Origin of the sequence: Microbacterium sp. UFMG61, assembly GCF_015354505.1 — a bacterium.
Lineage (GTDB): Bacteria > Actinomycetota > Actinomycetes > Actinomycetales > Microbacteriaceae > Microbacterium.
Genome location: NZ_JACAFP010000001.1, coordinates 75,409 through 87,512, shown reverse-complemented (window position 1 = coordinate 87,512; position 12,104 = coordinate 75,409). Strand labels below are relative to the sequence as shown.

Sequence of the window (12,104 nt, the reverse complement as noted above, 5' to 3'; positions counted from 1 at the left end):
TCCTCCAGCGACGAGGATACCGTCGCATCGTTGTGGTGCGGAGGGCGACTGCCCTCCGTTGGTCGAGTGACCGCCTCGAATGTACCAACGCTGACCGACATTTCCGCGTCATTTCGCGGGTTTTGGGCTATTACTGGGCGTGTCGTGGTGCAGATGTGACGAAAGTGGCGCCTGAGACACCCTGATCGGCCGCGTTCCGTCGGCCACCCCATCACGCCTCTGGCCCGCACCGCGTGGGGCGGAGAACTCTGCGAGGGGCGGAGGAATCGGCCGCGGGAGGCCGCCCAACACGGAGGAAGCCGCCCGACACGGTGGTCACCGGCAGGCCGCTCGACACGGAGGAAGCCGCCCGACATGGAGGAGGCCGCCCAACACGGAGGTCACCAATCACGGAGATGCAGGCGCTGAGCGATCGCGGCGAGGATCACGTGCTGCACCGACCCCCATTGGTTCATCAGCTGGTCGTACCCGATGCGGATGACGTGATAGCCGTGAAGCATCAGCTCGGCATCGTGCGCGATGTCACTGCTTCGTTGGCCTCCGACGTGATGCCCACCGTCGATCTGCACGACCAGACGCTCTCCGATCAGAAGGTCCACGCGATGGCCGAGAATCCAGACCTGCGGCGTGAGAGGCACATCCAGCCAGCGGAGTCGTGTCTGGAAGATCGTCTCGGTCCCCGAGTCGGCGAAGGGCCGGGCCTCAGCCAGCAGCTCTCGGGCAGCCGGAGGCAATGCGGCGCGAGCGAGCACATCGGGGTCGACGGCCTTCGTGCGCATCGCTGATTCCCACGTCGCCAGAGCATCCTCATGCGGCTGACACCGGGCGACGAGGACCAGTGCATTCTCGACCGAGTCTTCCAGTGCATCAGGATCCCGAGGGAAGATCGGCCGATTCCAATGGACGACACCGCGGACGGACCCCGCATGGCCCGAGTTGGCCGGCGCCGCCACATGCGGCTCTCCGGCTGACGTCACCCACAGATCTCGCCGGCCCGCGAGCGTCACACAGCTCAGCACGACGCCCCTCTTGGCAGCCGCGACGAGCATCGGGTCGGCTCCGCGAAGAGCCACCCACCCTCTGCACACCGACACGACCCGGCCGCCTCGAACCGCAGACCGCAGCCCGTGCTCCGTCACCCCCAGCCGACGCAGCGTGGCGACTCGCGCGACGCCCTGCCTCGCAGCCAGCATCCCTTCGACATCCATCCGCCGATGATGCCCGCCCGGTGCGGTCCACAGCCGCCGCGCAGCCGGCATCTGTGGATCCGAGGACCGGGTCCCTGTCTGTGCAGGAGACACTTTCAGGCGGCGAACACCGCGTTGGGCGGAGGTTTCACCTGCAAGAGGCCGCCCCACGCCGAGAAGGCCGCCCGACGCGCCGCCGCCACCGGCGGCCACTCGCCCCAGACACGCGAAAGGGGCGAGGATCCGAAGATCCTCGCCCCCTTCTGTCTGCTGAGACTTACCAGCTCGACTTGGTGACACCGGGCAGCTCGCCACGGTGTGCCATGTCACGGAAGCGGACACGCGAGATGCCGAACTTCGTGAGGACACCGCGGGGGCGGCCGTCGATGACGTCGCGCGAACGCACGCGAGCCGGCGACGCGTTGCGCGGCAGCTTCTGCAGGCCGACGCGTGCGGCCTCGCGGGCCTCGTCGGTGGCGTTCGGGTCGACCAGGGTCTTCTTCAGCTCGGCGCGACGCTCTGCGTAACGCTCGACGATGACCTTGCGCTGCTCGTTGCGAGCGATCTTGCTCTTCTTAGCCATTGATCAACGCTCCTCTCGGAATTCGACGTGCTGACGGACGACCGGGTCGTACTTCTTGAGCACGAGGCGGTCAGGGGTGTTGCGGCGGTTCTTCTTGGTCACGTACGTGTAGCCCGTACCTGCCGTCGAACGCAGCTTGATGATCGGACGGATGTCCTGAGCCTTCTTGGCCATTAGAGCTTCACACCCTTCGCCTGGAGGTCCTTGACCACGTTCTCGATGCCGCGGACGTCGATCACCTTGATGCCCTTGGCGGACACGTTGAGCGTGATCTTACGACCGAGCGAAGCGACGTAGTAGGTCTTCTTCTGCACGTTCGGGTCGAAGCGACGCTTCGTCCGGCGGTGCGAGTGCGAGACGTTGTGACCGAAGCCGGGAACAGCTCCGGTCACCTGGCACACTGCTGCCATGATGGTGACTCCTTCTATACCGTGAGGCCGGACGGCCCCACCCAAGATCCCTTGTCTGCACGCCGCCCCCTTCGACGAGCTCAGGGCCCAGAAGGAGAACAGCATGCGAACTGCGCACAGGAGTGTGCGCAGACAAAGAGTCAGTCTAGCACGCGAGAGACTCACACCCGAACGGCGTCCACCAGCAGCGCGGCCCCGGGCGCCAGCAGCGGCAGCGGCACTCCGACGCGCTCGAGGAACGCTCCCGACGCCTCGATCCCCGTCTCGATCCATTCGGGGTCGGCGACCTGATGGCGCGACACCCGGCCGAGGTCTTCGCGCACGCGCAGGCGGTACCGCTCCCCCGCCTCCAGCCCCGGGATGCGGGTGCGTGGCGTGAATCCGTCGGCCGAGGTGCCGAGCCGCACCCAGGCGAACACTCCGCGAGACCCGTCGGGCGCGACCACCCCGTGCAGCAGCGTCTCGTCGTCGACCTCGTCGGAGCGCACCGTGACGCCGCCGTGCAGCAGCGGTCGCAGCTCGCGGTAGAGCGCCGTCCATCTCGACAGGGCCTCGCGCTCCTCATCAGTGCACAGCGTGATGTCCCACTCGATCCCCGCGTGGCCGAACAGGGCGGAGGTCATGCGGAACGGCAGGGATGCCGCCCGATGCGTGGTCTCGGCGATCGCCGGCCCCACATGCGAGCCCACGACCTCGGGCGGAACGAGCGTGCCCGTCCACCGCTGGATGCTCTGCCGCTCGACCGGGTCGTTGGAATCCGAAGCCCACACCCGCTGCGTACGGCTGAGCACGCCCAGGTCGACGCGGGCGCCTCCGCTCGCGCACGACTCGATCTCGAGCGAGGGATGCCGGTCGCGCAGCGCGTCGAGCAGCACGTAGAACGCCGCGGTCTGCGCGTGCACCGACGCACGCCCCGTGAGAGGCGACACCGCGGCGTGCAGGTCACGGTTGTGATCCCACTTGATGAAGTCGATGCCGACCTCGGTCACGAGCGCGCTGATGCGTTCGAGCACGAAGGCCGCGGCATCCGGATTCGTGAGGTCGAGCACCTTCTGGTGCCGCCAGGTCGCCGAGTCCGCCGATGCCTGCAGGATCCAGTCCGGATGCTGTCGCGCGAGCTCGGACACGGGGTTCACCATCTCGGGCTCGAACCACAGGCCGAACTGCATGCCGAGTCCGTGCACGTGGTCGGCGAGCGGACGCAGCCCGTCGGGCCACTTCTCACCGTCGACGAACCAGTCTCCGAGTCCCGAGCGGTCGTCGGGGCGTCCCGTGAACCAGCCGTCATCGAGCACGAACCGCTCGACCCCGACGGATGCTCCGGCTTCGGCAAGCGCGCGGATCTTCGCCGGGTCGTGGTCGAAGTACACGGCCTCCCAGGTGTTCAGCACGAGCGGGCGCGGGGTCGAGGGGTGGCCGGGCAGCGCCCGTGCGGCGCGGTGCAGGCGGTTCGAGACGGCATCCAGCCCGCTCTCGCCGTAGGCCAGGTACACGACCGGCGAGGTGTAGGTCTCCCCCGCCGCGAGACGGATCTCACCCGGCAGCAGCAGCTCGCCGCCGCCGAGCACCGCGCCGTGCACGCCTGCCCCCTCGGGCAGCCGCTCGACACCGACCTCGAGGTCGCCGCTCCAGGCGACGTGGGCGGCCCACACCTCGCCACGACGGAAGCCGAATCCGTCGGCGCCGACGACCGTGAGGTAGGGGGAATCGTGGCCGCCGCGACCGCGCCGCACCTGTCGCAGGTGCGCGCCGTGGCGCAGGGGTCCGCGCTGCGGGTGGCGCTCCCCCGTCCAGCGTCCGGTGTGATCGAGCACCTCGGTCGCGTAGGCGGGGATGGGCAGCAGCACGCGTGCGGCCAGCAGGTCGAGCGGCTCGTCGGCGGATGCGGTGCTCGTGACCGACACCTGCGCGGTCAGCGCTCCCCCGGCATCCAGCGCGAGATCGAGCACGACCACAGCGCCCGCCCCGGCATCCTCGAACCGGGCTCGCAGCGTCGAGGGCGTCGACTCCCACCCCGCCGACCGCAGCAGGGGTGCACTGTGCCGTCCGCCCCGATGCCACGCGAGCGCCGGCGCTCCCGACCACCCGTCGGCCTCGACGGCGAGCAGCGGAACCGTGCGGGGCGCATCGAACGAACTGAACGTGACCGATCCCGTCGACGATGCGCGCAGGGCCGCGAGGTCGGCGTCGGCGAGCTCGGCGCCCCAGTGCAGCAGACGCGCACGGTCTGTGTCGATGACGACGCTCACGCCGGCCGAGGTCAGGTGGACGAGTTCGCTCATTGCCGCTCCAGACGAGAAGGGAGGCCCACCCGTGAGCATACGGGTGGGCCTCGCAGGGTGTTACAGACGCCGAGTGGTTACTCGGTGACGGGGATCGACGCCGCCTTGAGGGCGTCGATCGTCGACGTCTGCCCCTCTTCGATCGCGTCGAGCAGGGTGCCGCTGCCCGAGACCGCGGCCTTGAAGCCGTCGGAGACGTCGGCGTACGTCTGCGTCATGGTCGGACCCCACGCGAAGTCGGGCGAGACCTGCGTGGCCGCCTCGGCGAACACGTCGTAGATCTTCTGGCCGCCGTAGAAGTCCACGCCCTCGGCGTAGACCGGCAGGGTCAGGCCCGCGGTGGTGGCCGGGTAGAGGTTGGCGGCCTCGGCGAGCGCGGTCAGCGCCTCGTCGGAGGTGTTGAGCCACAGCGCGAACTTGGTCGCCTCGTAGACGTGCTCGCTGCCCTTGAGGACGGCGGTCGACGATCCGCCCCAGTTTCCGGCGGCCGTCGCTCCGGCCTCCCACTGCGGCAGCGGTGCGACGGCCCAGTTGCCGGCCGTGTCGGGTGCACCGCTCGAGATCGAGTTGGCTCCCCAGACGGCGGAGTTCCAGGTCCAGACCTCGCCCGAGTTGTAGGCGTTGTTCCACTCGTCGGTCCACGCGGGAACCGTCGCGACGAGGTCGTCGTCGAGCATGCCCTGCCAGAACTCGGCGACCGTGGTGGTGGCGTCGTCGGCGAGGGTCACGGTCCACCCGGCGTCGTCGCTCGAGAACCACTGCGCGCCGTCCTGCCAGGCGAAGCCGGCGAACTGGTTGATGTCGGACTGCGAGAAGATGGTGATGTAGCCGCCGAGTTCGCGGACCTTCACGGCGGCCTCACGGTACTCGTCCCAGGTGGTGGGGATCGCGATGCCGTTCTGCTCGAACAGGTCGGCACGGTAGAACAGCGCCATGGGGCCGGTGTCCTGCGGGATGCCGTAGACGCTGTCGGTGCCGAGCGTGACCTGCCCCCAGGCCCAGTCGACGAACTGGTCCTCGGCGGCGACGACGTCTTCGCACGCGCTGAGGTCTTCGACGCCGTCCTGCACGAGGAAGTTCGGCAGGGCGTCGTACTCGATCTGGCCGAGGTCCGGGGCGTCGCCCGCCTTGATCTGGTTGAAGAAGTTCTGGTACGTGCCACCGTTGCCGTTCGGGCCGGTCTGCACCTTCACCTGGATCTCCGGGTTGGCGTCGTTCCAGATCTCCACGACGTCTTCGATGCCGGGGATCCAGGAGGTGAACTCGAGCGTGACGTCGCCGTCAGCCGGGGTGCATGCGACGGCTGCATCGCCGCCGGTGCTGTCTCCGCCGCCGGCGGAGCAGCCTGCGAGCGCGAACGCCGAGATGGCGATGACGGCCGCTGCCTTCTTCTTCGAATGCATTTCGATCCCTTTCATGGATGCGATGTGGTGCGTGTGGTGCTGTGGGTGGGGGTGATGCGGGTGGTGCGGTGCCGCGCGGTCGAACCGCGCGGCGGCCTGCTCACTTCAGGGCGCCGGCGCCCAGTCCGTTGCGCCAGAAGCGCTGGAGCAGGAGGAAGGTCACGATCAGCGGGATGACCGACAGCAGAGCGCCGATCAGCACGAGACCGCGGAGTTCGGGCAACTGGTTCAGCTGGTTGTTCCAGTTGTAGAGACCGAAGACGACGGGGAAGAGCTCTTCGCTGCGCAGCATGATCATCGGCAGGAAGAAGTTGTTCCAGATGGCCACGAACTGGAACAGGAACATCGTCACAAGCGCCGGGGTCATCAGACGGATGCTGACCGTGAAGAACGTGCGGATCTCGCCCGCGCCGTCGAGGCGGCTGGCCTCGAGCAGCTCGTCGGGCACCGAGGAGCTCGCGAAGATCCGCGCCAGGTACACCCCGAACGGACTCACGATCGAGGGCAGGAAGACCGACCAGAACGTGTTGGTCAGCTGCGCCTGGCTGAAGATCAGGAACAGCGGCAGCGCGAGCGCGGTCGCGGGCACGAGAACCCCACCGAGCACGATGTCGAACATCAGGTCGCGACCCGGGAAGCGGTACTTGGCCAGCGCGTAGCCGGCCATGGCGGCGAGCAGCGTGGCGATGGCACCACCGAGCGCGGCGTAGAGCACCGAGTTCAGCAGCCAGCGCAGGTAGATGCCGTCGCGGTAGGTGAACAGCTCGGCGATGTTGTCGAACAGGTGGAAGTCGGCGAACCACAGCGGAGCCGTGGTCAGGATGTCGCCGGTCTCCTTGCTGGACGCGACGAGCAGCCACCACAGCGGCAGCAGGAAGTAGACCGTGAACACGGCCATGATCAGCATCGCGGCGGTGCGCGAGATGCCCGATTCGCGAGCGGCCTTTCCGCCCGTGGCGGTGCCGCGCTTCGACGCGCGACCCGGGGCGACGATCGACATGGTGCTCATGCGTTCTGCTCCTTGCGCTGCATGTACTTCATGAAGCCGAACGACAGCACGAAGGTCGTCACGGCGAGCACGACCGAGAAGGCCGCCGCCAGGTTGGTGTTCGGGATGGATGCCGTGGCGTAGACGGTCATGTTCGGGGTGAAGGTGCTGGTGACCGCGGAGCTGAACGACCGGAACACCTGCGGCTCGGCGAGCAGCTGCAGCGTGCCGATGATCGAGAAGATCGCGGTCATGACGATCGCCGGGCGCACCAGCGGGATCTTGATCGACCAGGCGATGCGCCACTGGCTCGCGCCGTCGAGGCGAGCCGCTTCGTAGAGCTCCTGCGGGATCGAGAGCAGCGCCGAGTAGATGATCAGCATGTTGTAGCCGACGTAGACCCAGGTCACGACGTTCGCGATCGACCACAGCACCAGGTCGGCGCCGAGGAAGTCGATGTTCTTCGTGATCGCGGTGAACGGCGACAGGTTCGGCGAGAACAGCGATCCCCACATGATGGCGGCGATCACGCCGGGCACCGCGTACGGCACGAAGAACGCGAGGCGGAAGAAGCGCTTGCCGCGCACGAGCGGCGAGTCGAGCAGCAGCGCGAAGACCAGGGCCAGGCCGAGCATGACCGGCACCTGCACGACCCCGAACATCAGCATCCGCCCCATCGAGGCCCAGAACGCCTCGTTCTGGAACACGAGCACGTACTGGGTGAGGCCGCCGAACACCTCTTCGGCCTTGCCGAAGGTGCCGTCGCGCTTCACGACCAGCAGCGACTGCCAGAACGCATAGGCGATGGGCACGACGTAGAACAGTGCGAAGAGCACGCCGAACGGCACGAGGAGGAACGCGATCGCGCCCTTGTGCGGGATGCGGCGGCGGCGACCGGGCGCCGGGGGCGCCGAGCCGACCGCCGGAGCGGTGAGCGTGGTGGTCATACATCCTCCTTGATGATGCGGACTCCGCCGGCCGGGACGAAGCCGGTGGCGGGTGCGTCGGTGACGAGGTCGTGCCCCGTGGCAACGACCTCGGCGCCGGAGTCGCCGTGGTTGATGACGAACAGGTAGCTGCCGTTCTCCCCCGAGCGCCGGACGATCTCGACGTCGCGGCTCGCCCCCGTGTGCGTCGCGATGCCCGCGTCCGAGGCGAGGCGCGCGATCAGATCCCGGTAGGCGATGCGGTCGGGCTGCGTGGCGACGAACCAGGCCGCACCCTTTCCCGCCTCGCGACGGGTGAGCGCGGGGCCGCCTGCGGCGGGGCCGTCGGCGAACGACGCCACGGTCTCGGCATCCGTCGTCTTGAGTCGCTCGGCCCATACCGATCCGCTCGTGCCGTCGGTGAGGAACACGGTCTCCCCCGGACGCAGGGGCGCGAACTCCTCCGAGCGGATGCCGAGCAGGTCGCGGAACGCGCCGGGGTATCCGCCGGTGCGCACCCGGTCCTGCTCGTCGACGATGCCGCTGAAGAAGGTGATCAGCGCGGTCGCGCCGTTCTCGACGGCGCGGGCGATCGCCGCGGCATCCGCATCGCTGATGAGGTGCAGCGCCGGGACGATCAGCAGGCGGTAGCCGTCGAGATCGCCGCCCGGACGCACGACGTCGGTGGTGACACCGGCATCCGACAGCGCCGCGTGCGCCGCGTGCACCTGGCCGAGGTAGGTGAGCGCCTCACTCGGACGGCCCTCGTTCTCGGCGGCCCACCAGCTCTCCCACGAGAAGAACAGCGCGGCGTCGGCGGCGACGCGGGTGCCCGCGACCTCGCCGAGGCGCTCGAGCAGCCCGCCCAGCTCGACGACATCGCGCCACTGATCGGAGTCCTCACCCGCGTGCGGCACGAGGGCCGTGTGATACTTCTCGGCACCCTGGGTGGACGCCCGCCACTGGAAGAAGCAGATGCCGTCGGCACCGCGCGCGACGTGCGCGGCGATGTTGCGCTGCAGTTCACCCGGGGCCTTGGCGAGGTTGTACGGCTGCCAGTTCACGGCACCGGTCGATGTCTCCATCAGCAGCCAGGGCGCACCCTGGGCGAGACCGCGGGTGAGGTCGGCGGCGAACGAGAGCTCTTCTCGGGCGTCGTCGAGGCGGCGATCGAGGTAGTGGTCGTTGGCGATCAGATCCATGTCGCCCGCCCACGTCCAGTAGTCGAGGTTGCGGATGTGCGCGGTGACCATGAAGTTGGTCGTGACCGGCACGTCGCTGCGCTCGCGCAGGATCGCCGCCTCGGCCCGGTAGAGCGCGAGCTGCTCGTCGGAGCTGAAGCGCTGGAAGTCGAGGATCTGACCGGGGTTGCGCAGCGACAGCGCCTGAGCGGGCACGCGCACGTCGTCGAAGTCGCTGTAGCGCTGGCTCCAGAATGTGGTGCCCCACGCGCGGTTGAGCGCGTCGATGTCGTCGTAGCGGTCGCGCAGCCAGCCCCGGAACGCCTCGGCGCTCGTGTCGCAGTAGCAGAGAGCGTTGTGGCAGCCCAGCTCGTTCGACACATGCCAGAGCGACACGGCGGGGTGGTCGCCGTAGCGCTCGACCACGCGGGTCACGACCTCGGCGGCGTAGGCGCGGAAGATCGGCGAGCTCGGGCAGTAGCCCTGGCGTCCGCCCTGCTGGAAGACCGTGCCGTCTTCGCCGACCGGGAGGATCTCGGGGTGTGCGGCGGTGAGCCACGGTGCGGGTGACGCCGTGCCGGTGCCGAGGTTGATGCGAATCCCTGCCGAGTGCAGCAGCGCGATGATCTCGTCGAGCGCACTGAAATCCCACACTCCCCTGGCCGGGTTGATCGACGACCAGCCGAAGATGTTGATCGCCACGAGTCCGACGCCCGCCTGCTGCATGAGCCGCACGTCGTCGGGCCAGACGCTGCGGTCCCACTGCTCGGGGTTGTAGTCGCATCCGAAGACGAGGCCGCGCCCTGCGGAGAGGGTGGCGATGCGGTCGGACACTGCGGCGGCCATGCGAGGCGCTCCTTTGCGGATCATGTGTGCACGTGCACAGTTCGCGGCATGAGAACAGCGATCGGGATTTCTGTGAACGTGCACACATCGTTGCATGTCGTGACGAATCTCGTCAAGTCCGGGTCGCTAGGCTGTGGATCATGAGCACTTCCGCCCGTCGTCGCAGCACCGTGCACGACGTGGCGCGCGTGGCCGGAGTGTCGAGGGGAACCGTCAGCCGGGTGATCAACGGCGGCTACGTGTCGGATGCCGCGCGCACCGCCATCGAAGACGCGATCCGCGAGGTCGGCTACGTGCCGAACACCGCCGCGCAGAACCTCGTGCGCCAGCGCACCCAGGCCATCGCGTTCATCGTTCACGAGCCGCACGCGCTGTTCCTCGAAGACCCCAACATCGGCGCGATCATGCTGGGCACGAACGAGACGCTGTCCGAGGCGGACTATCAGATGGTGTGCCTCGTGGTGGACTCGGTGCGAGACACCGAACGCGTCGCACGGTATCTGAACGGCGGCTTCGTCGACGGCGCCGTGATCGTCTCGGCGCGAGCGCAGGACCCCATCACCAAGGCCGTCATGCGCCTCGACCTGCCGGTCGCCTACGTCGGCCACCCGCCCGACGTGGACGCCGCCTGGGTCGGCGTCGACAACCGCGGCGCCGCGAAGGCCGTGACCTCACGCCTCCTGGCGACGGGGCGGAGGCGCGTCGGAATGATCGCGGCCGCGCTCGACCGCGACTCGGGCACCGACCGTCTCGCGGGCTTCACCGACGCGCTCGGCGACGCCTTCGACCCGGCCCTCGTCGAAGAGGTGCCGCTGTACTCGTACGCCGACGGCGCCGCCGCGATGACGCGACTGCTCGAGCGCGTGCCCGACATCGACGGGGTGTTCGCCGCCTCGGATGCCGTCGCCGCTGGCGCCATGTGGGCCCTGCGCGAAGCGGGCCGACGCGTTCCGGAGGATGTGGGCGTCGTCGGGTTCGACAACAGCACCTGGGCCACCCGCACGACGCCGCAGCTGTCGACCGTCGACCAGCCCGCGCAGGGGCTCGGCGCGGCCGCCGCGGCATCCGTCCTCGCGCAGCTGCGCGACGATCAGCGCCCGCGGGCGGGCATCATGCTGCCGACGCCGGTCGTGTGGAGAGAGTCGGCCTGACCCGGCTTCGCGGGGGCCATCGGGCGATTTCTCACCGGAGACAAGAACGGTCGAAGCGAGCGCTTCGAGTTTAGATACCCCCACCGGTACAGGCGTTACCCCTAGGGGTAACTGTGGGTATACGATAGCCGCATGAACCAGGAACCGGCCTCGTCAGAACTGCTCGAACGTCTCGTGCGTTCCGTTGCAGCGATACCGGACCCCATCGAGCGGGCGCGAGAGTGTGTTGCTGTGGGTGAAGAGCTTCGAACGGTCCATGGTCGGTTGGCGCAGGTGCGCCGTCAGGCAATCTATGAGGCCACCCTCCGTCCGGGCGCTACCGGGAGAAGTGTGGCAGAAGAGCTGGGCGTGTCTGCGAAGACAGTGTCTTTGGCGTCGTCAGAGTTCCGGCGACGAGACGTTGACCTCTTGCACGACCTGGTCGGAGCCACGGAATCCGTTGCTCCAGACTCCCCAGAGCTCCTACATGCGAAAGCGGTGATTGCGAGCTCGACCAACGTAGGAGTGCTCTCGCACGTCGTCGCGGAACTCGACAGCATCTGGATCTTGGCGGCTCCCCCCGACGGCGACAGCGACTCATGGGAGACGCTTTATCGAGGCTTCAAGAGAGCGCAGTATCTCAGCAAGCTCGCGAGCATCGAGCCCTCCACGCCCCCTAAGCCGGATGGCTCTAGCGAGTTCGGCGCTCCCCCTCGTTTGCAGTGGCTCTCCGAGGTCCTCAACGCCATGCCCGGCATTGGGGGATGGGCCTCAATGGACACTCGGGACGATGATCACCGATGGGAGTTGTGGTGGTCGATTGAGTCAGCCGACGCCAACCTCCAAGTAGGCGACGTCGGCCCGTCACCGGAGGGATGGCTGGTCTCCGAGTGGCTGGTGTGGCTCGCGCGCGACTACCGCATCGCCGGCAGGGGGATCGATTCGTCGGTGACCGCGCCTCCACCGATGATCAACGAACCCGGAGCGATGCTGACCTTCTTCATCACCGCCTCTCTCGAGGGCCCGGACTCCGTGGATCCTGACGAGTTCGCTCGATCGATCATCGAAGTCTGGGATGGTCGCCCCGGCTCGCCCAGAACTGGCTACTTTGACATCGACTGGCCGGGGAAGCACTCGTGACGCATACGCGCCCGACCACGGAACTGCA

The 12,104-nt window shown here is 68.2% G+C and carries 11 protein-coding genes; 2 read left to right on the top strand and 9 right to left on the bottom strand.

The features are described 5' to 3' along the window. Positions 1-380: 380 nt before the first annotated feature. The 9 genes from IXW21_RS00455 to IXW21_RS00415 form a co-directional block, all read right to left on the bottom strand. A complete protein-coding gene (locus tag IXW21_RS00455; protein WP_194762290.1) occupies positions 381-1,208 on the bottom strand; it encodes an endonuclease domain-containing protein in 828 nt (275 codons plus the stop codon). Positions 1,209-1,464: 256 nt separating this feature from the next. Then, the gene (gene rpsN, locus IXW21_RS00450) at positions 1,465-1,770 is read right to left on the bottom strand and encodes a 30S ribosomal protein S14 (protein WP_017829734.1); all 306 of its coding nucleotides are present in this window, start codon (positions 1,768-1,770) and stop codon (positions 1,465-1,467) included. 3 nt (positions 1,771-1,773) lie between these two features. Beyond that, positions 1,774-1,944 (bottom strand): 50S ribosomal protein L33, encoded by a 171-nt coding sequence (gene rpmG, locus IXW21_RS00445; RefSeq protein WP_194762289.1) that lies wholly within the window; start codon positions 1,942-1,944, stop codon positions 1,774-1,776. Next, positions 1,944-2,180, bottom strand: coding sequence for a 50S ribosomal protein L28 (gene rpmB / locus IXW21_RS00440; RefSeq protein ID WP_194762288.1), 237 nt, complete (start codon positions 2,178-2,180; stop codon positions 1,944-1,946). The genes rpmG and rpmB overlap by 1 nt, the downstream gene beginning before the upstream one ends. A 161-nt stretch (positions 2,181-2,341) precedes the next feature. Continuing rightward, positions 2,342-4,462: an alpha-galactosidase gene (locus tag IXW21_RS00435; protein ID WP_194762287.1), complete on the bottom strand. Its 2,121-nt coding sequence runs from the start codon at positions 4,460-4,462 to the stop codon at positions 2,342-2,344. Between the two features lie 77 nt (positions 4,463-4,539). Beyond that, complete coding sequence (locus tag IXW21_RS00430) at positions 4,540-5,865, bottom strand: ABC transporter substrate-binding protein (RefSeq protein WP_194762286.1); 1,326 nt, start codon at positions 5,863-5,865, stop codon at positions 4,540-4,542. Positions 5,866-5,965: 100 nt separating this feature from the next. Next, positions 5,966-6,865: a carbohydrate ABC transporter permease gene (locus IXW21_RS00425; RefSeq protein WP_416361084.1), complete on the bottom strand. Its 900-nt coding sequence runs from the start codon at positions 6,863-6,865 to the stop codon at positions 5,966-5,968. 5 nt (positions 6,866-6,870) lie between these two features. Next, complete coding sequence (locus IXW21_RS00420) at positions 6,871-7,800, bottom strand: carbohydrate ABC transporter permease (protein ID WP_194762285.1); 930 nt, start codon at positions 7,798-7,800, stop codon at positions 6,871-6,873. Next, positions 7,797-9,806: a beta-galactosidase gene (locus tag IXW21_RS00415; protein ID WP_194762284.1), complete on the bottom strand. Its 2,010-nt coding sequence runs from the start codon at positions 9,804-9,806 to the stop codon at positions 7,797-7,799. The genes IXW21_RS00420 and IXW21_RS00415 overlap by 4 nt, the downstream gene beginning before the upstream one ends. Before the next feature lie 140 nt (positions 9,807-9,946). Here IXW21_RS00415 and IXW21_RS00410 point away from each other — a divergent pair, with 140 nt between their 5' ends. Both IXW21_RS00410 and IXW21_RS00405 read left to right on the top strand, forming a co-directional pair. Next, positions 9,947-10,957 carry a LacI family DNA-binding transcriptional regulator gene (locus IXW21_RS00410; protein ID WP_194762283.1) on the top strand — a complete coding sequence of 337 codons (1,011 nt, stop codon included), beginning with the start codon at positions 9,947-9,949 and terminating at the stop codon, positions 10,955-10,957. Between the two features lie 132 nt (positions 10,958-11,089). Then, positions 11,090-12,076, top strand: coding sequence for a hypothetical protein (locus IXW21_RS00405; protein ID WP_194762282.1), 987 nt, complete (start codon positions 11,090-11,092; stop codon positions 12,074-12,076). The last annotated feature ends 28 nt before the right edge of the window (positions 12,077-12,104 follow it).